This is a genomic window from Photorhabdus caribbeanensis, assembly GCF_018448885.1.
Lineage (GTDB): Bacteria > Pseudomonadota > Gammaproteobacteria > Enterobacterales > Enterobacteriaceae > Photorhabdus > Photorhabdus caribbeanensis.
This window is the reverse complement of sequence record NZ_RCWB01000015.1, coordinates 1-22,516: the sequence shown is the minus strand read 5'-3', so window position 1 is coordinate 22,516 and position 22,516 is coordinate 1. Positions and strand designations below refer to the sequence as shown.

General features: G+C 38.2%; 20 protein-coding genes and 3 pseudogenes. 13 read left to right on the top strand and 10 right to left on the bottom strand.

The window, feature by feature from the left end; genetic code table 11:
* Window positions 1–675 precede the first annotated feature (675 nt).
* The 5 genes from EAE90_RS11780 to EAE90_RS11760 all read left to right on the top strand — a co-directional run bounded on the left by EAE90_RS11780 (window position 676) and on the right by EAE90_RS11760 (window position 5,379).
* The gene (locus EAE90_RS11780; protein WP_214053665.1) at window positions 676–2,493 is read left to right on the top strand and encodes a HEAT repeat domain-containing protein; all 1,818 of its coding nucleotides are present in this window, start codon (window positions 676–678) and stop codon (window positions 2,491–2,493) included.
* A 2-nt stretch (window positions 2,494–2,495) separates the two neighbouring features.
* Entirely contained in the window at window positions 2,496–3,419 is a 924-nt protein-coding gene (locus EAE90_RS11775; protein ID WP_214053664.1) for a hypothetical protein, read from the top strand.
* The gene (locus tag EAE90_RS11770) at window positions 3,409–4,332 is read left to right on the top strand and encodes a hypothetical protein (protein ID WP_214053663.1); all 924 of its coding nucleotides are present in this window, start codon (window positions 3,409–3,411) and stop codon (window positions 4,330–4,332) included. Before EAE90_RS11775 ends, EAE90_RS11770 begins: the two co-directional genes overlap by 11 nt.
* A gap of 59 nt (window positions 4,333–4,391) precedes the next feature.
* Window positions 4,392–4,574 carry a hypothetical protein gene (locus EAE90_RS11765; protein WP_214053731.1) on the top strand — a complete coding sequence of 61 codons (183 nt, stop codon included), beginning with the start codon at window positions 4,392–4,394 and terminating at the stop codon, window positions 4,572–4,574.
* Window positions 4,575–4,686: 112 nt separating this feature from the next.
* Window positions 4,687–5,379: an SDR family oxidoreductase gene (locus tag EAE90_RS11760; RefSeq protein WP_214053662.1), complete on the top strand. Its 693-nt coding sequence runs from the start codon at window positions 4,687–4,689 to the stop codon at window positions 5,377–5,379.
* 252 nt (window positions 5,380–5,631) lie between these two features.
* Here EAE90_RS11760 and EAE90_RS11755 read toward each other — a convergent pair whose 3' ends face one another.
* Together EAE90_RS11755 and EAE90_RS11750 are read right to left on the bottom strand one after the other, a co-directional pair.
* The gene (locus EAE90_RS11755) at window positions 5,632–5,958 is read right to left on the bottom strand and encodes a type II toxin-antitoxin system PemK/MazF family toxin (RefSeq protein ID WP_214053661.1); all 327 of its coding nucleotides are present in this window, start codon (window positions 5,956–5,958) and stop codon (window positions 5,632–5,634) included.
* The gene (locus tag EAE90_RS11750; protein ID WP_214053660.1) at window positions 5,955–6,173 is read right to left on the bottom strand and encodes an antitoxin MazE family protein; all 219 of its coding nucleotides are present in this window, start codon (window positions 6,171–6,173) and stop codon (window positions 5,955–5,957) included. Before EAE90_RS11750 ends, EAE90_RS11755 begins: the two co-directional genes overlap by 4 nt.
* Window positions 6,174–6,635: 462 nt before the next feature.
* Here EAE90_RS11750 and EAE90_RS11745 point away from each other — a divergent pair, with 462 nt between their 5' ends.
* Window positions 6,636–7,172 (top strand): hypothetical protein, encoded by a 537-nt coding sequence (locus tag EAE90_RS11745; protein ID WP_214053659.1) that lies wholly within the window; start codon window positions 6,636–6,638, stop codon window positions 7,170–7,172.
* Window positions 7,173–7,352: 180 nt separating this feature from the next.
* Here the strand turns inward: EAE90_RS11745 and EAE90_RS11740 are convergent, their stop codons facing one another.
* On the bottom strand, window positions 7,353–8,594 hold the full coding sequence (locus EAE90_RS11740) for an MFS transporter (RefSeq protein WP_339921333.1): 1,242 nt from the start codon (window positions 8,592–8,594) through the stop codon (window positions 7,353–7,355).
* A gap of 144 nt (window positions 8,595–8,738) precedes the next feature.
* Between EAE90_RS11740 and EAE90_RS11735 the strand changes: the two genes are divergently transcribed.
* The 4 genes from EAE90_RS11735 to EAE90_RS24265 all read left to right on the top strand — a co-directional run bounded on the left by EAE90_RS11735 (window position 8,739) and on the right by EAE90_RS24265 (window position 12,526).
* On the top strand, window positions 8,739–9,653 hold the full coding sequence (locus tag EAE90_RS11735; RefSeq protein WP_214053657.1) for a LysR family transcriptional regulator: 915 nt from the start codon (window positions 8,739–8,741) through the stop codon (window positions 9,651–9,653).
* 130 nt (window positions 9,654–9,783) lie between these two features.
* A complete protein-coding gene (gene mlc, locus EAE90_RS11730) occupies window positions 9,784–10,995 on the top strand; it encodes a sugar metabolism global transcriptional regulator Mlc (RefSeq protein ID WP_214053656.1) in 1,212 nt (403 codons plus the stop codon).
* A 174-nt stretch (window positions 10,996–11,169) separates the two neighbouring features.
* Window positions 11,170–11,877 carry a dethiobiotin synthase gene (bioD, locus tag EAE90_RS11725; protein ID WP_214053655.1) on the top strand — a complete coding sequence of 236 codons (708 nt, stop codon included), beginning with the start codon at window positions 11,170–11,172 and terminating at the stop codon, window positions 11,875–11,877.
* Between the two features lie 286 nt (window positions 11,878–12,163).
* Entirely contained in the window at window positions 12,164–12,526 is a 363-nt protein-coding gene (locus EAE90_RS24265) for a colicin Z C-terminal domain-related protein (protein ID WP_343221353.1), read from the top strand.
* A gap of 69 nt (window positions 12,527–12,595) precedes the next feature.
* Here the strand turns inward: EAE90_RS24265 and EAE90_RS11720 are convergent, their stop codons facing one another.
* A complete protein-coding gene (locus tag EAE90_RS11720; RefSeq protein WP_214053654.1) occupies window positions 12,596–12,988 on the bottom strand; it encodes a hypothetical protein in 393 nt (130 codons plus the stop codon).
* Between the two features lie 372 nt (window positions 12,989–13,360).
* On the opposite strand from EAE90_RS11720, the pseudogene EAE90_RS11715 reads away from it, so the two are divergent.
* A pseudogene (locus EAE90_RS11715) lies at window positions 13,361–13,657 on the top strand (transposase); the annotation flags it as partial.
* A gap of 132 nt (window positions 13,658–13,789) precedes the next feature.
* On the opposite strand, the gene EAE90_RS11710 reads toward EAE90_RS11715, so the two are convergent.
* From EAE90_RS11710 to stlA, 5 genes are all read right to left on the bottom strand, one after another.
* Window positions 13,790–15,187 carry a metallophosphoesterase gene (locus tag EAE90_RS11710; protein WP_214053653.1) on the bottom strand — a complete coding sequence of 466 codons (1,398 nt, stop codon included), beginning with the start codon at window positions 15,185–15,187 and terminating at the stop codon, window positions 13,790–13,792.
* A gap of 343 nt (window positions 15,188–15,530) precedes the next feature.
* Window positions 15,531–15,809 carry a DUF1161 domain-containing protein gene (locus EAE90_RS11705; protein WP_214053652.1) on the bottom strand — a complete coding sequence of 93 codons (279 nt, stop codon included), beginning with the start codon at window positions 15,807–15,809 and terminating at the stop codon, window positions 15,531–15,533.
* Between the two features lie 16 nt (window positions 15,810–15,825).
* A complete protein-coding gene (locus tag EAE90_RS11700; protein WP_214053651.1) occupies window positions 15,826–16,188 on the bottom strand; it encodes a DUF1283 family protein in 363 nt (120 codons plus the stop codon).
* 124 nt (window positions 16,189–16,312) lie between these two features.
* Complete coding sequence (ydfG, locus tag EAE90_RS11695) at window positions 16,313–17,062, bottom strand: bifunctional NADP-dependent 3-hydroxy acid dehydrogenase/3-hydroxypropionate dehydrogenase YdfG (protein WP_214053650.1); 750 nt, start codon at window positions 17,060–17,062, stop codon at window positions 16,313–16,315.
* Window positions 17,063–17,160: 98 nt separating this feature from the next.
* Window positions 17,161–18,759, bottom strand: a complete 1,599-nt coding sequence (gene stlA / locus EAE90_RS11690) for a phenylalanine ammonia-lyase StlA (RefSeq protein ID WP_214053649.1) — start codon at window positions 18,757–18,759, stop codon at window positions 17,161–17,163.
* A 402-nt stretch (window positions 18,760–19,161) separates the two neighbouring features.
* Here stlA and EAE90_RS11685 point away from each other — a divergent pair, with 402 nt between their 5' ends.
* Entirely contained in the window at window positions 19,162–20,865 is a 1,704-nt protein-coding gene (locus tag EAE90_RS11685) for a glycoside hydrolase family 18 protein (protein ID WP_214053648.1), read from the top strand.
* A 139-nt stretch (window positions 20,866–21,004) separates the two neighbouring features.
* Here EAE90_RS11685 and EAE90_RS24260 read toward each other — a convergent pair.
* Window positions 21,005–21,925 (bottom strand): annotated as a pseudogene (locus EAE90_RS24260) (stiblene epoxidase); the annotation flags it as partial.
* A 129-nt stretch (window positions 21,926–22,054) separates the two neighbouring features.
* Here EAE90_RS24260 and EAE90_RS11675 point away from each other — a divergent pair.
* Window positions 22,055–22,516 (top strand): annotated as a pseudogene (locus tag EAE90_RS11675) (ISAs1-like element ISPlu18 family transposase); the annotation flags it as partial.

The window sequence follows — 22,516 nt, the reverse complement described above, 5'->3', positions numbered from 1 at the left end:
AATTGTCATAAACTTTGGTAAGACTCCTAAACTATCGTGAGTCAAAGATATCCCGAAACCCACTATGAACTATGATTCAACCAATCAGGTTTAACCTTATAGGACTTGCAATGACTGGCGCAAAGTAGATAGTTTCCCCGCCACCAGCCTTTTCCCTGACATGCTGCACTCCCCTTCCTCTTTCAAGGTTCAAGCTTATTACTAAGCAAGGATAAGTCAGGCTTGCAATAGGCTTTCCAACAGCCTATACTTTTGATTATAAATAATCTTAAGCACTTGATTTACAAAGCAAAACGGCGCACATAGAATGAGATATTGTCAATGATTATAATAGTTAATTTTCAAATGTGTGATTTTATTAACATTTATATGTCAATATAGTGCCTCTGGTTATTTAATTTTATTGTACTTACTATGAAAAACTGCCTTATAATTTTATTTTTAATAAATTATTATCTCGTTATGAAACTAAAATAAATTATTTATAGATCATATTCTTGAATTTGTTTTTTTTATCCAGTTCCTGTTTTAATTAATGTGCTCCAAAGTACTTTTTAAACCTATTTACATTAATGAGAATTTATATAATTGTCCCTTGCTATTCTATCATCCTGACCTATTATTTTTTTATCTACCTATCTCTCTCTTCGCTATCATCAAAAGGCGGGATCACATATGAACGCTTATATTAATTACGTTAAAAAATTTAATGAGGTTTGTGAGCATTATCAGGCGCATAAGGTAAGAGAAGATGAACAAACCTACGATCCAGTTAATAAACCTGTGATTATGTCAGCTAAGTTAATAAAAGAAGCTTTTGATCCTGAGCTGTTTTCTGATGATGTTTTATTTTCACTATTTGACATATTGAAAAAAGAAATGATGGTTTCTCAAGAGTCTTTAATTCGGGTATATATCGAAGGGCGATTGAGCGCGGAACATATTGATCCTATTCTTTATACTGAGCCTCATGAAAACGAGACATTTGAGAATTGGATATCACGAGCGACGGGAGGTGAACGGTTCTGTGTGATTGTTAATGATACTGAACGTTGGTCTGATTATATTTTTCAAGCAGTTTCTTCTATTTTCGCTCCTTTGCGAAAAATTCTTGGCGAAAGAAATACTTTCATAGGGACTTGTCTGTTTATTGGTAACTATGGGTACACGCCATTTGGTGTTCATCTTGATGATCCTTATAGTTCGGTGGTGCATTTCCATTGTGGGCCTAATGCCAAAGAAATGTCTCTGTTTAATAAGGAGATTTTTGAAAAAATAGAGGGGATGAAGTATCGGTTTAATATGGAGAAACTACGGCCTTATGCCGATAACTGGATAATAGAAGCCGGGGATATATTTATTCTTCCACCACATCATTATCATATTGGCAATACGCCACAATATTCAGTTGGAATGGGTATTGTAGTGAATAAAGAAACAGAAGATCGTTTGGAAAACATGCTCATTAATAAAGGTATTGCCCAGTTAATCGCTAAAAAAGGCATTGATAATCTTATCACTGAAGCAGAAGAAAAAAATATTTCTCTATCAGACTGGTTACGTGCTTCACGTGATAGTTATTTTTCCTCGTTATATGAAAAACATGGATTACCCAAAGCTGGTCAGAGTAAAAAATTACATTTCGATGAGCAGGCAGCAGCGGAAATTGCCAAATTAGACCAATTGCAGAAAATAATTACCAAGAAGATGGCGGATAACGGTGGAGATTTCTGGTCGGTTGGTGAGGTTTTGGGTAAGTTATCACGTGATAACATTATCGATATATTGAATGATCTGTTAGAAAAGAAAGAAATTACTGATAAATATGAACTTCTTTCTGAAGATAGTATTTATATTCACCGACAGAAAAACTTTCATTTACTTGTTCGCTTTATTGGCAAAACCAATAATGAAAGACTGTACGTCAATGAATTCGATACTTTTATTATCAATCCGTCACAAGAGGCAATACAAGTTCCTTATTATAAATGCAAAATTAATCATAATGATCCATTTATACAACCAGAAGCATTGACTTCATTAGGCGTTTTTACTTTCGAACCAAACCAGCTATATAGCTTTAAAGCTTACGAGGATATTCTTGATTTCGGTTATGAGAATCGTAATGGCTCTTTCTTACTCATTGCACATTCAGATGCTAAAGGGTGGATTAGTTGGATTTACGATCGAGTGAGCTTACAACCAGTCGAAACCATTTGTACTAATTTAAGTGCGTCACGTATTCAGCTATATGTCCGGCTGCTGGGGGCGATGAAATATCATGGCGCAAGTGCTGTACTGGAGAAACTTGCAACATCTGATTATGCCAATTTTGTTCGCTGGGAGGCGGTTGAAAGTCTTGCACAGATTGATAGTGCTGCGTGTCTGGAATTGTTACACCAGATAGCTCGTGAAGATACCGATATGATGATGCGAGAAACGGCAAAAAATAGTTTACGGCTCAGTGGGTTTGACGTTGCAAGGGAGGACTAAACATGGCGATAAAATTGGCAGTCGAGCCTGGCTTTCAAATCACTTTGACGGCTTTAATTGAATATCTGACCGATTCCGGCGTGCTTGAGAGTTTGAGAGCATCCTGTTATAGCCAGGATGATATGTTAAATACGGCAACTCATCTTAAGGCTTTAGCGCTTAATCGCCATGAAATGTTGCAACATATAAGTAATGCCTTAGTGACACCTGAAACTTTCCAAGATACTAATAATGGACAATCACAAAGCTATGTTTTGTACACTTGCCCAGTTTTTACATTGCGCTTGATGGTCTGGATCCCTGCGGGATTTCAGGCTCGGAGTATCCCTTTTTCCTATCGTTATGCCCATGATCATGCATTTGACCTGATGAGTGTTGGTTTTTTTGGTCCTGGATATCGTACTTCTCTGTATGGTTTTGACTATTCTCAGATCGAGCAGAGTGACAGCGGGGAAACACTTTTCAGCTACGCAGGAGATATGTTTCTGGAGGAAGGGGATATTATTTATTATTACGCGAATAAGGATGTGCACATTCAGCATGAACCTGTTTCGTTGTCAGCATCTTTGAATCTCATTATTCCTAAAAGTATTCCTTCAGTCCGACAAACGATTTTTGAATTATCGGAATCGGAAGGGCGTATTGTTGGTAAACCAATATTCAATAGCTTACAACGGGTAATTTCTCAACGTTCGATTTTTTCATTGATGGCGAATCAGGGGAATCTACGTACACAAAAACTGTTGATCCATATTGCTAAAACTCACCAGTCGGAAGAAGCCAGGGCAATGGCATGGGCTGCTATTCTTCGTCATCAGGCCCCACAATCGTTGATTGATAGCGCGTTGGCTGACAATAGCAACTATGTTCGTAATGCGATTCAGGCAGTATTGGCAACTTTGCAGGAGAAAACTCATGACGCTTGAATTCACGCCTAAACCCGGTAAACCATTGGCATTGCCTGAGTTGGTTCAGCTTTTGAAGACCAGTAATATGGTGGACAATGTTTCCTGTGGCCATTACCAGCGGGAAGAGATAGAGATAGCCAGTCAATGGTTGGTAGATTTTGCGGCTAACAAGCAAGAAATATTGGACATCATCTGTGACCAATTAGTCTCCCCTAACCAGTTCCAGTCTGGAAACGATGTTCAGCCGCCGACATTTATTCTATACAGCGACTGGAGATTTGCTATTCGTATGGTTCTATGGTTACCACCTGGGCCTCAGTCCGCGCCTGCGCCATTTTCCTGGCTAGAACCTCATGACCATAATTTTGATTTTTTGACCACTAACTTTTTTGGTGATGGCTATACGACACGTCTTTATGAGTACGACTATGACAGTGTTGATGGCGTTGAGGGTGAAGAAGTCGCGATGAATTACTTTGGCGAACAGATGTTATCCCCAGGCAAAGTCATATTTTTCTTTCGCAGTAAAGATATGCATATTCAATTTCCACCACCAAATTTATCCGTCTCTATCAATATCATCATTCAACCCAGAGGGAATGGACAGCGCCAATATGAATTTGATCTGGATAGGGAAAATAATTCTGGCTTTCAGGTTGCACGTATTAAAAACGGGCGGTTTGAACGATTCCGTGCACATAAAGCCTTGTTTTCTGTTTTGATGAAAGAAGGCAATGAACGCAGCAGAGAGCTACTGCATATAATCGCCAGCAGCCATACTCGTGAAGAGCTACGTTCTATCGCTTTTGTTTCCATGCTGAGTTTTTCTACCGATACACAATATCGTGATCAGATTTATCACCTTGCCATGAGTGATCCCAGTAGTTATGTCCGTGTGCAAGCTCAGCAATGTATGTTAGCGCTGGCTTAGCGAGCGTTAATAGTACCGCGTCATATCAGACGCACTAATATAAAAAAGAGGTAAATTATATGAAAAACACCAAATTGGGCAAGATTGAAACAGGCCAAATGGAAAATTCTCTCCGGTTAGCGACTTTTTCCCAACCGGTTAGTCTGGCTGGGGCCGTACCGCGTACCTTATCTGGTAGTGAAGCGGGAAGGGTGCTTGGCTTTGGTTGTCGCTCTTGTACCGAATCATCAAAACACGAGTGATAAATAATTCTGTAGCTATTTGATAGCAATATAAAGTTGAGCGGATTTCTAATTGGTGAATAATACCACCGGATGGAGGTCCGCTATTTTGAGTTATTAGGGAGGGAAAGTGTTGAATGGTAAACGTGTGTTACTCACCGGCGCCAGTGGCTTGCTTGGTCATTCAATCACTGAAATGCTTGCAGGCAATGGCTCTCGAATGGTGGTAACCGGAAGATGTGAGAATCGACTTAAAGAATTGTCCCGACAATATCAGGATAACTGCGAAATATATTCATTTGCAGGGGACATCTGTCATGATAATTTCCGCCAGCAGTTGATAGATTTCACCTGTGCAAAGTTGGGGGGATTGGATGTATTAATCAATAATGCCGGTGCTTTCCATTTTGGCAATCTGGTGGATCTAATACCGGAAGAAATTGATCAGGTTATTACGACTAATGTCACTGCTTTAATTCATATGACATATCTCGCTTTGCCACATCTATTATCAAGCGCACAGCCCTCGATTATCAATATTAGTTCTTTGGCTGGAAAAGCCAGCTTACCAGGGGCCAGTTGCTATGCAGCATCAAAATGGGCAGTCATTGGATTTACTGTAGCGTTACAGCAAGAACTATGGAAACAAGGTATACGAATATGTGCAATCTCATCGGGTCAGCTTGAAGTGTTAGGCACGGTATTACCAAATGGTGTAGGAACTATCCCGCTTTCATCCGTCACTGACGCGATTGTTTTTATTCTTCAGCATCCAGCAGGGAGTTGTCCGGCAGAAATTGTTTTACGGCCGATAGCGACTTGTTAATACACGTGATACTGCACCTTAATTAGTCACTTATCCTCCTTGCCTCTTAGGATGGGGAGGATAAGAGTTTACGATGCGAGAAAATTTCAAATGTAATCTTCATTGCACTCTTTTAATACCCAGCGATCTTCTCCATCCAACCATTCAGTAAAACTGGATGTCAGCGGCTTGGGGCGACATGGATGTCGCCTTTTATGAGAAGTTGAAAATTGAATTTAAAACTATTTTGCAAGAAGTTATATGATGATTTTTTTATTTTGCGATACCTAAAAACAAAGCTAAACATCGATCCACTTGTTGCATTGTCGCGTAATCGAGTTTACCAAATACTGCGCCAGCTTTTTCTTTCGGGAGAGTCATGGTTTTATCAATCATGGCCTGTGACGGTTTTTCAAGATTTGTTTCAGGAAGAGGCTCGATCATCACCCGGAAAAGTGGTGCATCAATTAATGTTGAGGTCACGGGCAAAATAGTAACACTGGGATGTTCATCAAAGTTGTCAGATTGGATAACCAGCGCAGGGCGGGGCTTGCTATAAGCCCCTTGTAGAGCAACTGTTATCAAGTCTCCCCGTTTCACTCCCAGTCTCCTGAATCAGCTAGTTCATTTATCGCGTTTTCCAATAGTGTATCCGTTTCCTTGTCCTGTGTTGCCATAGCCAGACGGCTTTGACGCCGACACTCTTCTTTAAAATGAGGAAGGCGTGTATCAGGCACCCATATTTGAACGGGCCTTAATCCTGACATCCTGAGCTGTTGTCTGTGTTTTTTGACACGATCTGCAACCTTATTCATACTTCACCCTCGTGACATGTAACGATGTCTATAATATAACCAAAAAAACGTTACATGCAACACGTTAGTAAAAATTGTTGTAAATTTTCTCTCAATGTAGGCGGAGATATCGAGTTAAAATCCCAAAAAGGTTTTAAGATATTAATCCGGCGTATTCTCGTTACTCGATTTCCTGTTTATTCCCACATGGGAATAATCTTCTTGTATATTATTTTAATATTGATATCAGTGTTGATAATAATTTTTCAATAGGTGAATATTTTGCATTTATCCTAAATGAATTTCGGTGTTTTCCTATTTTCTGAATCATCCTATTATTTTTTTATCCGTGTGATGAACGTGAAGTAATTTTGACCGTGGAATATTAGCGATAATCCGATTATGGCATTATACTGTAAAAAAGAGATAATAAACAAGGTTGGGGCTATTGAGCCAAGTAAATCAATTAAAAAATGAGGCACAATGATGACTAATATTTATGTAAACAAATATGCTCCAAATGGTATCGTGATGAAATTCCCATTGGCACCCGATAGAAAGATAGAGAAGTGGAAAGCAGAAAATTTGAATTTTCGCATTGGTACTCCAGGATTTATATGGTTGGATGGCCGAAATGTTTCAGAATTTCGCAACTTATTTTGTTATCCAAATATTTCAAATCTTTATCTTGCATTCACGTTTAAAGCACAGTTTTTCACTCCGAGAAACTCTACGGCAGAAATGTCCAGGGAGAAGCCAACTCAAGATTGGTTTTTCAATAATGGGGAATACGTTGAGAATGGTTTTGATAATTTTGGCATATATTCCGATGATACAGGTTCCGGAGAGTACAGCATAAATTTAATTGAACCCTGTTGTTATATTATAAAAGAGGGTGAGTTGAGTTATAGTGGTAAAGGCTCTATTTTTCCAAATCTATCTTTTTTTGTAAAAAATAAAGTGAGTTCAAATTTTTTAGCAAATTTAATTTCTACAGATTTTGAAGTTATTATTAATTAGTCAACGGCTTGGTTGTATATACCCAATGGATTTCAAAATACATCGAGACGGCAAGAGAGAGAATCCCCGGGAGCATAGCAAACTATGTTACCGGGGTGAGTGAGCGCAGCCAACAAAGAGGCAATTTGAAAGATGACGGGTATAAACAGGTTTCCTTAACTGCCTCATTCTCCCTTTCTATTATCTTGCCTCTGGAAGTTTGGCGAGTTTAAACCCTAAAAGTAGAGCCAAAAAGATAAGAATAGCAATAAATAAGACAACGCCATTCCAACCTAATTGGAGCCAAAATATACCGCCCAAAGTACCTACCACACTTGAACCAAAGTAATAACAAAACAGATAAAGAGAAGACGCTTGTGCTTTGGCCCGGCGAGCGCGACGTCCGACCCAACTGCTGGCAACAGCATGTGCAGCAAAGAAACCGAAAGTGAGGACTATCATCCCAATGATAATCATCACCGCGGATGAGAAGAGGGTAATAAGCGTACCGATTAGCATCATACTTATCGTCGCGATCAGCACTTTTCCAAGCCCATATTGATTGGTTAATGTGCCCACTTTAGAGGCGCCGTATGTCCCTGCCAAATAAACAATAGACAACATACCGACAATTGATTGATTAAAATGATAGGGTGAATCCAATAAACGATAACTTATGTAATTAAATAGGGTAACAAAGCTGCCCATGAGTAAAAAGGCTTCAAAAAACAGTAATGGCAATCCTTTATCACGAAAATGTAATCTTAAATTGACTAATAAAGATTTAGGCTTGAGAGAGCTTGGTCTAAAATGACGTGATTCAGGTAACATACGCCAAAACATCATTGCCGCAATTAAGGCCAATAAACCTAATACGATGACAGAAGCCCGCCATGAGAAATAATCAGTGATAACGCCTGATATTAATCGCCCACTCATGCCGCCAATAGAATTACCACTAACATAAAGTCCCATTGATAAAGCAACAAGATTAGGGTGGATTTCCTCACTAAGGTAAGTCATTGCAACGGCGGCTACGCCACTGAGAGACAAACCAACCAAAGTGCGTACAATCAAAATTCCATGCCAACTGGTTATAAATGCACTGAGTAAAGTGAAAAGTGCGGCGGCAAATAGCGCTGTCACCATCACATTTTTACGGCCAATAGCATCAGACAGAGGACCTGTGATTAATAATCCCAACGCCAGCATGCCAGTTGAAAGGGATAAAGATAAACTACTGGTAGCGGGAGAAACACCAAAATCATCCGACAGCATGGGTAAGATTGGTTGAACGAAATAGAGTAGGGCAAATGCAGCTAATCCTACGGTAAAGAGTGACAATGTAACTTTAACATAGAGAGGATCGTCTTTCTGGATATAACTTTTCTTATTTTGAACATTTTGGACAAGATGATTATCAGGAGCCGGATTTTCACTGATACTATGACTGGTACTCACATAATTTCCTTACTTAACTCATTAGTTAGCTTATATCTTTATGAAGATCAAGCATATGAATTGCAAAATATTTTGTCTAATATATTAATCATTAATAATAATATGTATTAGATCTTAAAGGTGATTATGGCTATCGAACTACGGCATTTACGTTACTTTATTGCGGTGGCAGAGGAATTACATTTTGGTCGTGCGGCAGAACGGCTTAATATTTCACAGCCTCCGTTAAGCCAACAGATTCAATCACTTGAAAATAGTATAAATGCGCAGTTGTTAGAACGTAATAACCGGAATGTGAGCTTGACGCCGGCAGGTAACATGTTTCTAAAAGAAGCTTATCAGATCCTGGCTCAAGTTGATGCGGCTGCAACAAAAGCAGCAAGAATGCAAAAAGGAGAATTAGGTGAAATATCTATCGGTTTCACCTCTACGACGCCTTTTATGCATAAGGTTACGCTGAGTTTACGGCAATTTCGGGAACGTTACCCGGAAGTCGCTATTCATATGCACCAGATGAATACTAAACAACAGATTGCGCCATTACTGACTGGACGGATCGATGTTGGCATCATGCGTAATACCCAGTTGCCAGATAATCTTGAGTATCGGCTATTATTTCGAGAACCTTTTATGCTTGCTGTTTATGATGGACATCCTTTACTGGAATATGCTCCTCAGGGAATAAAGCTCGAAATGTTGGCAGGTTATCCGATGGTGTTTTTTGAGCGTGAAGTAGGGACTGCTTTATATGATGAAATCATGACATTACTTGCTCAATCAGGCGTGACGCCGATGATTTCACAGGAAGCAGGTGAAGCAATGACCATTCTTGGGCTGGTTTCTGCGGGATTAGGCGTCAGTGTTGTGACTGAATCTTTTACCCGCATGAAAGTGGATGGTGTTCAGTATATTCCGTTAGTTGATAATCATTCTTGCTCTGAGGTCTGGTTGGTAAATCACAAAAATCGGCCAATATCGGCCGCAGCAGACAGGCTGATAAACCTACTCATATCTAATATATTGAATGGAAAAAATAAGTAGAAATCAGCTAAATTTCGTGCTGAATATCACATATTTACTGAAAGAATCATACTTTTTGCCTAAAACCTAGACATAATCAGTCAACAATTATTTTGAAGCGTGAATTAATTAGAGCGTAAAAGGGTAAATAATGGATGGACAACCAGGGCATATTGATCAGATAAAACAGATTAATATTGGTGCTGTTTATCGGTTGATTGATCAATATGGTCCAATTTCCCGTATTGAGCTATCTAAAAAAGCTCAACTTGCTCCAGCCAGTATTACTAAGATTGTCCGTGAATTGGTCGATGCGCATTTAGTCATGGAAACGGAATTTTTGGATTTAGGATTCCGAGGGCGCCCGGCGACCGGACTGAAGCTTGATTCTGAAAGTTGGCATTTCTTGTGTGTCAGTATTAACTTGGGAAGTTTAATATTGGGACTGCGTGATTTAAGCAGCAAGTTAGTTGTTGAAGATATATTGCCATTACCGGTCAACGAGGAAAAATCCTTTTTAGATAGTATTATTGATGAGATTGATGCATTTTTTAGTCGTTATCAATCCCGTCTTGAACGTTTGACGGCAATTAGCATAACTATAAACGCCATTGTTGATCCGACCAAAGGTTTAATCCACAGTTTCCCTTATTATCAGGTTCAAGAGTTACCAATAGGAGAATATCTGCATCGTCGCACTGGATTACCGGTCTTTCTTCAACATGAAATAACTGCCTGGACGATAGCTGAATCATTATATGGAGCGGCAAAAAATTGTCAGAATATTATCCAAATGGTCATTGATGAATATGTTGGCGTTGGCGTGATTATTGCGGGGCAAACATTACATGCTGGCAACGGTGGTGTAATGGAGATAGGGCATATTCAGGCTGAACCTGATGGTAAACGCTGCTATTGTGGGAATTTGGGATGTTTGGAAACGGTTGCGGGTATCAGCCATATTTTATCCAGAGCAAAACAGCAATTGGCAGTGGTGCCAGATTCTTTACTGAACGGTGAGCCACTGACTATTGAATCATTTTGTCAGGCGGTTAATAACGGCGATACTTTGGCAGTAGATATTATTCGTGATATTGGGATGAAAATTGGTCATATTATCGCAATTATGGTTAATTTATTTAACCCAGAAAAAATTTTGATGGGTTCTCCCCTTAATGCTTCACAGCAAATTTTGTATCCGGTGATTAATGAATGTATTCAACGGCACTCTTTGCCTGCTTATAGCAAACAGATTGAGTTAGTTGCGACAAAATTCAATAATTCAGGTACATTATCTGCGGTAGCATCAGTTAAAAAAGCTTTATATGATGGTTCATTATTGATCAATTTAATGAAAGGATAATATGCTTGATAGCGGTTCTCTGGTTGTAATATTAACTTTATATAGATTTTTTTGCTAAATTGACGTAGCAATTAAACAAAACATTGAGCTAACGCAATCTCCCTTATAGTTGCATCCTCTAGACTTAAGCGCTCACTAATCGGATTCTATCTGTCATTATGGAAAACAGAATTTATGTTAACGCGCCTATTTGTTACGGGGACAGATACCAACATAGGTAAAACAGTTGTTACCCGTGCATTATTACAAGTTTTTAATCGTGACGGAGCAACGGCAGTAGGGTATAAACCTATCGCCACAGAAGGGTACGAAACAGAAGAAGGTATGCGTAATCGAGATGGCGTGATTCTACAAAAATCATCTCCCGTTCCGCTTAAATATGAAGAAATTAACCCAGTTATCTGGAAAAGCAGGTATTGTGAAGGAAATCAGGTTGATTTCGAACAGATGAAAAAAGGATTAAATAATCTTAGTAATAAAGCAGATCGCGTTATTATTGAAGGTAACGGTGGTTGGCGTGTATTACTGGATGATGACACTTTTTATTTTAATTGGGTGATTCGGGAAAAAATCCCTGTCATTTTAGTTGTTGGTATTCAGCCTGGCTGTGTAAATCACTCAATTTTAACCGCGCAGGCAATAATAAATGATGGATTGCAATTAGTCGGATGGGTAGCTAACAGAATTAATCCTGGTTTATCGCACTATACGAAAGTGATGGATAGGTTACGCCGTCACATTAATGCGCCACAGTTAGGTGAAATTCCTTATATTTTACGTCCAGAAGAAAAAGATTTATCCTGCTACTTGGATGTCGCCACTATATTTAAACAAGTTGGGGGAAATGAGAGTGAAGTTGGTATAGAGAACCAATATACATAAATATACCCGTAGTCATTGAAGATGCTTGATTTTATCCGAAATGGAGATCATTACCTTCCTCCATTTTGGATATATATCATTTAATAACTCATTAATCTACATAAAATATTATTATAATGAGTTATAATTTTTATATTAATTCGAATTTAGTTAATTTCCTGTCTAATTATTTTGTGTTTTTTATAAACCGTAATCTTGGTTTTTTTATGATAAAAGCGATAATTTTTGAATTCACTTATATAAATCACACAAGGATGTGATATATACTGAAAAAATACATAAAAAAATGTGCATATATGCTGTGACAGTCTATCTTATAAATGCCATTCATAATTATGGTCTGATTGGGAAGGAGGTTGTTATGGCGATAAGGCAAGGTTGGGCACCGCCATTAACATGGGGACCGTGGGTTGATCTTCGAATGCATTCAGGAATTTCAGTATATACCATAAGTTTTGATACCGACTCATCGGCCCCATCAGCTTTTGGTGTTGAAATTGAATATCCCGTATCGACTGGAGTGAAACGAATAAGTACAACGGGACCTGGATCACATCAAATTACGGATAATAATGGTGCTGGTACGGATCGTATTAGGTTTAAAAGTTACTCTATAGGTCAAGTCATTAGGATCATTTACAACGCTTAAAGTTGAGCCTATGGTTTGCTTTTTTTGATGGATAAATGAAACACAAGAGTAGCAACCATAGGCTTTTCATTAATTCAAGGATCTAAGAATTCCATCTGACAATGATTTCGATTCTATTGCTTGATGGAAGCCTTCTTCTGGATGAATCATAGAAACAAGTCTGGTTTTTATGACTGGCTTACCGTCAAAGTAAATAAACAACTCTTTCCCTAAGTTTCTTGCTAAAAAAAGTTTGAACCGGTCACTACAATTCAGTCCTTTTTTAACCTTAATAAAAATGTTATTGACATTCACAGCTAAATCATCACCGACTTCTCCTACAGGAAGAGCTTGTTCTATACAAGGTTTGGATAAATGAAATGTTTCATTACCTGCGATGTAATCAAGAGAAAGTGGTTGCTTCTGCGAAACACACCCTGTAAGACCAAGGATAATAGACAGCGTAAGGATGAATTTAGTCATTCAGTTTGCCCTCATTGTTGACATTAGTATTCTCAATTATAGCTACCAAAATAAGTTATTTTATGCAAGTTATTTTTTTCTTTGTCGGTTTTATTAATTAAGAGCGGGTAAATTTATTAAAGAGTTCGGTTTTCTAATCAAGTACATTGTTTCCTGTGATCTTTTATCAGCAATGTTATCAGGGGAGCATCCTATGCTACTCCCTAATAATAAGATTATTTGCTTTTTTTATTTCTTCTTTTATTGCCGGCAGCAATATGAGCTTGTATCTCCTCTTGAGATAATGGTGTTTTAGCGGGTGATATTTGGGACGTAATATCAAAAATATTCCTATCATCGAATTCAGGATGGTTAATAAATGGCAAATATTAAAAAATTCATCTTATTGTGGATGGTGCGGGTGACAACAAAGCTCATCTTGTGGAGGAGTAGGCTTATGTTAGCAACATTGAGTGACATTACCTTCCTTCATATAGCCAAAATTTAAACCCGATAGAACGATTATGGAAGGTTATGAATGAACCTGTTCGAAATAACCATTATTTCGCTGATAAACATGAATTTCGAGACAAAGTATTCAAATTTTTCACCACAACGCTACCTGATATAGCGGACTCGCTGATGTCTGGAATTAACGACCATTTTCAGGTGCTAAAAACTGCATCTTGAAAGATGACGGGTATATACATAAATATCGTGATTGTGATCTATAAGCAATCAATAAGAAAACCTCACTTGTGAGAAAGTGAGGTTTATCATCAGACTAAAATTTCAGTACGATATAATAAATAGGTTTGAGCTCTATGTACCACAAACACTGGTCATTTTTTTAACAAACTTGGGAGTGCCATCTATTCCATTATATGCAGATATTTGCATGCATTTTTTATTAACATTAATGATAAAGAAATTACCTTTAAATAGTGCTCCGCTGTCATAGACTCTTGCATTTCCAAATACAGAGGATTTGTATTCTTTAAGAAAATGTGAATGTCCAACGAAAACCGCCATAACGTTGTATTTTTTAATCAGTGACTTAAATTTTTCCTTTTCAGCATAGCTGCTGTTGTTAATAAAATGGTCATACCCATCATGAAAATTTAAAACCACTGCTTTTCCTCTTGTTTGAGCAGATTTAAGATCGCTTTCCAACCAGTTAAGGGATTTTGTAATATAAACAGTTGGACTGACATAGTGATCCAAATTGACACTATAAGTAGGATAATTTTGCAATTGAACGTAATGAATATCACCAAAATCCCATGAATAAGATAGACTTCCTTTCCATGCTTCATTGTCATAGTCATAGGAGAAATTATTTAATTCTTTACTATAATTACTTATTCTCTCTGCCATATCAAAGACAGCAGATCTGGCGCAGGCATTACGACTGAAATCAAGACCTTCGGGGTAAGTACAATCATTAACATTATTTGCATAATCATGATTTCCTAATCCCATAAATAGCGGGAATTTGATTTTTGATGTATATATCTCCTCAAGGCTTCTTCTGGTACTAGCACGTCCAAATTCGGTAAGATCGCCATTAACGATGCCAAAAGCAAGATGATTACGTTCATAAATATTATTGATACTGTTTGCTACCTTTCTATTTAATTCTTCCCACGGTTTTTTGTCGGCATTAGGATCACCTTTTTCAGGATCTAAACGCCACGGCTGAGGATCTGACATCACGGCAATTTTATAATTGCTGTCTATATTTTTTTCAGTGAGATAGATATCAATCTTTATGCCTGAAGGAGATAAACTTTTAACTGTTTTTTCAAGTTTATACTTATCTGATCCTTCAGAAAGATGAATATCTTGGTTCTGAGTACCCCAATATGAAAGGCTCCAATGAACATTTAACTTATTTTCACCATTGGGTAAACGATAAATAATTTTGCCCTCAGTGCCACTCAAAATCTTACCTTTTGAGGTAAATGAATCGCAATTATATGCAGATATTGATGACGATGGTTTTTTAGTCCAGCTTCCCCAAAGTAAGTCTATTTTTTCAGCCTCTAATAAGTGTGATGTATTATTATGCAAATAAATTTTTACATATTGCTCACTGCTACTGCTATTAAGATTTTCGGTTTCTGTTTGATTTCCTGCGACAGCGCTACATCCTGAGATAGCTAATGTTATTAAAAACACCATGATAGAGAGAATTTTCTTAGCGATAAGATCACTCATAACGATTTCCTATTTTAAAATTTCAATATGATTTTTTGAGTAAATAAGATATTTAGCTCACCATTATTCGGCGAATATTTATGTTTTAAAACTTTATAATATTAGAGTTGATTATTTAAATTGTCAGTTTTAAAAAAAATAATGGTTTACATATGAAACTGTATTTAGGGTTATCATTCAGGTGCAACTTGCCACGGAAAACACTGCTAACATGTTGTTCTCCGAGAGATAATATGGAAAAGGGCCGAAGCGCATAGCCTCGGCCTCTACTCATTAATGGTAAATATTGGCGTAATATTTTTTCTGAACTGTATGTGTTTTCCTTCAGAAAGATGATGTTGGTCTATTTGGAGGTCGGATGAGGTTGAGATTGGTTTCCTTGCCGGGTATACACAATCTTTTTGGCATTATTTTCACAATGCCCAACGATTTTACTTCCGGCTTGTTCAACATGGTCATTAGCAACAATTTCCAATGTAAAGCCAGATTCCGGCACACCATTATTGATAATCTTCTGCGCAATTTGTTCTTTCACGCTTTCGCATGAAGCTTGTGCAGCAAGTGCAAGTGGAGATAGGGTAAAGAACAGCGCACTACATAAAAGTGCTTTTTTCATCTTCATTATCATTACCTTTACATTACGGTCTGATAGGCATACCTGTATTGCTGTCTAAACAACGTTCGGTATTGGGTTCCCAATAAGCATTGATATTGGTACTTTTCATACATGCATCACGAGCATCAATGGCTTTATCGAACTTGTCGAACTCTTTCTCAGCACGTTTATTAATCTTAGTGCGAAGATTTTTGGTTTCATCCCATTGTTCTTTGCTTTGACGGGCGGCTTCTTTATCGAGTACAGAATCTCCGCTGCCATGCACTGTGACGCAGGTACTTCCCGAAGTGCAAGTTGCCGCCAATGCTGGCGTTTGCCATAACAGTGGTATTGCCAGAGCGATAGCTGGCATAGCTTTTAATATCAAAGAATTACAAATATTCATCTTTTATCCTCTTGGAACTCTTGAAAGAGATGGAGCCAATTTAGATGGCGCAATAAGAAACTATCAGATAGATAAATTATAAGATAGCATCAAGATGTTCAACAAATTATCAAGAAGAATGTGATTATTCATTCCGATGCACACTAAGTCCGGCAAATGATTGGCAAACCGGCATCATTTCTAGTGTATTAATGTTGACATGGGCAGGTAAATTGGCAACCCAAAAAACAGCTTCGGTGACATCTTCAGCGGTTAATGCCTGAGTGCCATCGTAGGTTTTATTCACTTTATCATTGTCGCCTTTAAAACGGACTAAAGAAAACTCAGTTCCACCCACTAAACCGGGTTCTATATCAGTAACACGGATATTTTTTCCCTGCAAATCAGCTCGTAAGTTTAAACTAAACTGTTTGACGAAGGCTTTAGTTGCGCCATAAACGTTCCCACCGGAATATGGCCAACTTGCAGCGGTAGAACCGATATTAATAATATGCCCATGATTTCTTGCTACCATTCCAGGCAGCAGAGCATGGGTCATATTGACAAGCCCTTTGACATTGGTATCAATCATTATTTCCCAGTCATCCAGGTTAGCCAGATGAGCAGGTTCTAATCCAAGCGCCAAACCTGCATTATTGACTAAAATATCGATAGGACGGAGTGATTCTGGTAATTGTTCTACAACTTGATTGATTGCTGCCCGATCAGTTACATCAAATTGGACAAAGTAAAAGTTATCACCTAGTTCAGCTTTTAATTTCTCTAACCGTTCTCTACGTCGTCCAGTCGCAATAACTTTAGCACCGTTTTGAATGAATCTTCTGGCAATTGATTCACCAAAACCTGAAGTTGCTCCTGTCACAAAAACGATCATACAAAACCCCTTATTTACTTACACTGTTTCTACCTCAGTAAAGGGGGTTCTGTATTTTTAGTCAAGCGATGGTTGAAAAACTTTCAGTGACTTTCTTTTCATTCTTCCAGCATGATTTCTGGCAGAGGAAGTTGATCATTAATAATTGCATCCGCAATGCGGATTATATCTTCATCCAATGCACGATCAGTGATTAAAGGAGGGCTGATTTCGCGTACTGCATGGTAAAATTTAGCGGTTTCAGGCGCAATTTCACTAATATTGCCGCGCAGATGAATCGCCTGACAAACTACCAGAATGGTCATTGCAACAATATTGCGTAATTTCTGCTCCATCTCTAAAACATCTTGAGCGGCATGCAGACCTAAACTGACAATATCTTGATTGTATTGTTCTGTGGCGAGAGTATGAATACCTGATGCAGCACAATCATGGCGAATGGCAGCAACTAAAGCGGTTTGAGAAAGTTGGACGCCTTTAAAACCTTGATACATACCGGGTGTCGGACTAAGTGAGTTAGGTAATCCACGTGAGAAGCGGTTATCCATCATAAGCGCCACAATGGCATGAAGATGATTAGCAATTAAAGCAATGTCCAGTTTTAATGCATCCATTGTCCGGGCGACATATTGCCCCATAAAATTCCCACCGTGTAGAACATCGCCATTTTCTGGATCTATTAATGGGTTATCATTAGCTGAGATAACTTCCCGTTCCAATATTTTCCGTGCGGTAGTTAAAGATTCTGGCACTATACCTAATATCTGTGGTGCGCAACGAATTGAATAAACTTCCTGTAAGGTATCATTTAGTTGGGTAACTTCTTGATGCCGACAAGCTTTATTGGCTTGTTCTTTAATCCCAGTTAATAAATTAACCTGAGTTGAACCTGCCAATAAATTACGCAATGCACTTGCCACCGCGTTTTGACCAGGGTGATTTTTGACTTGTTGAATTCGGGCATCATAATGTTCATGAGATGCAAGTAATGCCTCAACAGCAAGGGCAATAGCAGAGATTGAGGCTTTAAATAGTTTTTCCAGTTTAATGACGGTAATTGCACTGATACCTGACATTACTCGTGTGCCGTTAATCAGAGCGAGCCCTTCTTTTGCCTTTAACGATAATGGCGTCAACCCTGCGCGTTTAATTGCTTCAGCAGCATCAATTTCTGCTCCCATATAATAAACTTTGCCGATACCACATAATGCACGTGCAATATAAGATAAAGGAATTAAATCACCACTTGCACCCACTGAGCCATAGCGAGGAACCAGAGGAACAATATCATGGTTAATATGATCAACAATTGCTTGAGCGACAATTGGTCTGGTTGCAGACCAACCTTTGCAAACAGAAAGTAACATAGTAAATTGTGACGCTTTAATACAAGGTTTGGACATATAGTCCCCAGTACCAGCAGAAAGAAAAGTTAGCAGATTTTGCTGATGCTCTGAAATCTTTTCAAATGGCACAACTAAATTGGCATTCCCCCCAAACCCCGTATTGATTCCATATATAACCTCTCCTGAATTTAATTTTTCCTCCAATTTTTCACGACCATGCGCCAAAAGTTCAGTGATTTCCTCTGATATCTCTACTTTTTTTTGTTTTATCGCAATGTCATAGATATCTTCCAAAGAGATAAGGCCATTTTTATTAATAATAATGGTTGGCTGAACATCTTTAGCTTTCATTTTAATCTCCATATATAAGTATGGTAATAATATTTCAAAGAAACGAACACCGCTGAGGATACAAATTAGTATAAATATAAAATATAAGGAATAGTCAATTGAAAATAAAATTAAAATAAATGGTTCGTAAAAATTAATTTACAAATTTAATTTAGATGGATCATTGTAACAATGACAATGAATATATTTACAATTTGCAATTATTTGTTTTTACCATTTGATAATAAATAGTCGGTAATATAAATTTCATTGACATAAATTTGAGTTGACCATTAACAATCAAACAAATAGCAATTATTTGTTTTCCTAAGAATACAAGCTAGAATGTAATTATGTTACCACGCAAGTAAAGCAATTGGAGTGTTCATCGAAAAATAAATTGATATCTAGTCGAGGTGATTTATGTCAAAAATAATCCAGACAGATTTTCTTAGTGAACAGTCTTATCAGATAGATAATTTCAATCCATCAACTGAAACAATAAATTTCAGTTACACATCGGGAAGAACCGCATTACCAGTCTACAATAAATATGACACACGGAATAAGCCTAAAGTTTTTGGCTATTATACAGATTGGTCGCAATATGATGGTAGATTACAAGGCAATCAAGATCCTATTCGTCGAGGTAGAGGAATAGATTTACAGCACCTTTTAGATAATCCTTTTGCTTATGATAAATTAGTTATTGGTTTCTGTGGAATATTAGGTGATGAGGGTGAAAAAAAGCAGCAAATTAAAGAGCAAGCGCCATTATTTTCCCGCACCAATAATGGAGAAGTGACATTCACAGATGCTTGGGGAGATTGCCAATCTTATCAGAATTGTACCTATTCTGGTTGGCAAGATATCCAAATGCCAAGGGATTTTGAGCAATCTAAAAGTATGGGCGTATTAGGTGGGTTGGCTAAAGTTCAACAAGCTGCAAAAGCTCAAGGCCATGACCTTATTATGTCATTTAGTGTTGGCGGTTGGACCATGAGTAATGGCTTTTATAATATGGTCAGAGACGAAACACTAAAATCTTATTTCTGTTCGAGTTTAGTTGATATATTCCGGCGTTTCCCTATGTTTACCGAAATTGATATTGATTGGGAGTATCCCGGCGTTGCTGGAAATGAAGGTAACATGTATGCACCAGACGATGGCGATTATTATGTTAGTTTAATTAAAGACTTAACTGCTGCTTTTAAAGAAGCAGGGCGTTCAGATATAAAAATAAGTATTGCCTGTTCGGCGGTACCAGAGAAAATGGAAAAATCAAAAATACCTGAATTACTGCAAGTTGGGTTATATGGTATTAACGTTATGACCTATGATTTCTTTGGTACTCCGTGGGCTGAAAGGTTGTTACATCACACCAATCTCCGCAATTATCCTGGCGGTGATAATAGTGTAGAAAAAGCGGTTGAATACTTATTGAGCCTTGGCGTGCCTGCATCTGCAATCAATATTGGTTACACCGGCTATTCACGCAATGGTAGAAATACGGTGATTGATAGTTATTCTCCATTATCTGGCAGTTATGATCCTGGCTATGTCCCGAAAAAAGATCCGAAGATTACAACGACCGGTTCATTTGAATCAGGGACAACAGAATGGTATGACACGATATATAATTATCTAGATTTGGAAGAAAAGAGGGGGAGATATAATTTTGACTTGTATACCGATGAAATAGCGGATGCTGATTATCTCTATAATAAGGAAAGCAAGTTATTTATTTCTCTTGATACTCCTCGCTCCGTTAAAGCTAAAGCACAATATGCATTAGAAAAGAATCTGGGGGGAATATTTACATGGACCGCAGACCAAGATCGTGGTTTATTAATCAATGCGGCTAGAGAAGGTCTTGGTTGTGAGTTAATTACGAAAAAAATAGATATGGCGCCATTCTATTTCAAAGGTATTAATGTTGAGCCGGTTGATCCAGTTAATCCAGATACAGGCAGTGATTACCCTGTCTGGGATGCAAATAAGGTGTATAAAGCTGGCGATAGAGTGAGTTGGAACAATCAAAATTGGGAAGCTAAATGGTGGAATAGAGGTACCGTGCCAGACGGCGCAGAAACATCTGATGCTTATCCTTGGGTAAAAATTGCATAATTAATTAAACTAAGCCACCAGTATGATATATACTGGTGGCGGGTCTTTTTTATCTTCACCTCATTCTTATCGTTGTAATCAGTATATCTAGAGTAATGGTATGGAATTAACTCTCAGGTATGACAATTCACTCGGAATATTAACGTCGGTGCTGATAACTTTGAGATGTATTTTTTCTTCTTATGCTCAAATGCCGTTGTTTTAATGGTGGTATTGAAAAATGTACTACAGCGTTCTGAGCGCTGCGCAGTGAAATTCCAACGATCTCATTAGCATATGCGCGCATTTGTTGCTCATAATCTGAAATTGCCTTGATTAACTCTTCGTGGCCAGACGCTACACTGGCAAGCTTCTGTGTAAGTAAAAGAGCATCTCGCAGCGCTGTATTCGCTCCTGCGCCTGTCATTGGCGTCATGTTATGAATAGCATCCCCAAGTAGTGTGACAGCACTCGATTTCCAGGGTGGAAGATGGGGCATGCTGCGTAAGTGTAGCGGAGATATGTTTTCCATATCACTTTGTTTAATCAGAGTATGTAGGTTTGGGTCCCATGAAATCATACGGGATTGAACCAAATCGCAGAGGGCTTCAGCGGAAAAATCAGTGATATTGTCAGGAAAACTATCTGTTGCTGCTACGTAAGCCCATACGATAAAGTTATCGATTTCTGCTGAGGCGGCCTCTACATGGATATTAACTGGGGCACGCCACATAGAGATGAACAACCAGTCGGGGCTTTTAGGTACGATACTGTTAGGTGTGCCATCCAGGAAATTTTGGGGTAGTAAAGCTGTGAGAACCGGGGTAAGACGCGCACGACCAATGACCATACTAACACCAACATCGAATCTTTCGATAAAAGGAAGGTACTGTTTACGTACTTTTGAATTGCTGGCGTCTGCACCGACAAGCACATCGACATTTTCGTGACTGCCATCGGCAAAGAAAATTTTAATACCACCGTTTTCAATATGTTCATAACGGACGAATGTTTTATTCCATTGAATTATGCTTGAAAGACCCTTGTTTAGTATTTCTTTCAGTTCAATTCTGCTGATTGACCAGGGTGGGATCTCACACTTTTAATAAGGTTATTTTGGTTAAATAAAAATCAGAACATGACTTTTTATAGGTATTTCTCTCATTAAAACGTTAAGATCTCTCTCTTCCATAAAAAAGCGATCCTAATAATGAGTATTTTTAATTTTATCAGCAAGATAGAAGACCCCCGTTCTGACATCAATAAAAAACATGAGCTAATGGATGTGATTTTTTTAGCCTTCTCCGCTGTATTATGCGGCGCTTCTGGCTGGAAATCGATTCAGGAATTTGGGGAGTTACAGAGCGAGTGGCTTAAACAATACACGCATTTTACTCACGGTATTCCCCGTCGTCACTGTATTGCTAATATTATCAAAATGATAGAGCAAGATGCACTGGTTGAAGCCTTTTATGCCTGGATCAACCAGCGTCGGGTCAGGGCAGGAAAAAGTCTTATCGCCATTGATGGAAAAACCCTGAGAGGAACCTGTAAGGGGACATTATTTGAAGCCCTGCATGTGGTTAGTGCTTATGATGTTGAATCCGGTGTAGCCCTATACCATCAGGCAGCCGAAAGCAAAGGTCAGGAAGGTCCGGTTGCCAGACAATTG

Coding starts and splice junctions, on each gene's coding strand:
- mlc (WP_214053656.1), top strand. CDS start 9,784: ATGGATGGACAACCAGGGCATATTGATCAGATAAAACAGATTAATATT.
- EAE90_RS11700 (WP_214053651.1), bottom strand. CDS start 16,188: ATGAATATTTGTAATTCTTTGATATTAAAAGCTATGCCAGCTATCGCT.
- EAE90_RS24265 (WP_343221353.1), top strand. CDS start 12,164: ATGTGCATATATGCTGTGACAGTCTATCTTATAAATGCCATTCATAAT.
- EAE90_RS11705 (WP_214053652.1), bottom strand. CDS start 15,809: ATGAAGATGAAAAAAGCACTTTTATGTAGTGCGCTGTTCTTTACCCTA.
- EAE90_RS11745 (WP_214053659.1), top strand. CDS start 6,636: ATGATGACTAATATTTATGTAAACAAATATGCTCCAAATGGTATCGTG.
- EAE90_RS11685 (WP_214053648.1), top strand. CDS start 19,162: ATGTCAAAAATAATCCAGACAGATTTTCTTAGTGAACAGTCTTATCAG.
- bioD (WP_214053655.1), top strand. CDS start 11,170: ATGTTAACGCGCCTATTTGTTACGGGGACAGATACCAACATAGGTAAA.
- stlA (WP_214053649.1), bottom strand. CDS start 18,759: ATGAAAGCTAAAGATGTTCAGCCAACCATTATTATTAATAAAAATGGC.
- EAE90_RS11710 (WP_214053653.1), bottom strand. CDS start 15,187: ATGAGTGATCTTATCGCTAAGAAAATTCTCTCTATCATGGTGTTTTTA.
- EAE90_RS11770 (WP_214053663.1), top strand. CDS start 3,409: ATGACGCTTGAATTCACGCCTAAACCCGGTAAACCATTGGCATTGCCT.
- EAE90_RS11765 (WP_214053731.1), top strand. CDS start 4,392: ATGAAAAACACCAAATTGGGCAAGATTGAAACAGGCCAAATGGAAAAT.
- EAE90_RS11735 (WP_214053657.1), top strand. CDS start 8,739: ATGGCTATCGAACTACGGCATTTACGTTACTTTATTGCGGTGGCAGAG.
- ydfG (WP_214053650.1), bottom strand. CDS start 17,062: ATGATCGTTTTTGTGACAGGAGCAACTTCAGGTTTTGGTGAATCAATT.
- EAE90_RS11775 (WP_214053664.1), top strand. CDS start 2,496: ATGGCGATAAAATTGGCAGTCGAGCCTGGCTTTCAAATCACTTTGACG.
- EAE90_RS11750 (WP_214053660.1), bottom strand. CDS start 6,173: ATGAATAAGGTTGCAGATCGTGTCAAAAAACACAGACAACAGCTCAGG.
- EAE90_RS11720 (WP_214053654.1), bottom strand. CDS start 12,988: ATGACTAAATTCATCCTTACGCTGTCTATTATCCTTGGTCTTACAGGG.
- EAE90_RS11780 (WP_214053665.1), top strand. CDS start 676: ATGAACGCTTATATTAATTACGTTAAAAAATTTAATGAGGTTTGTGAG.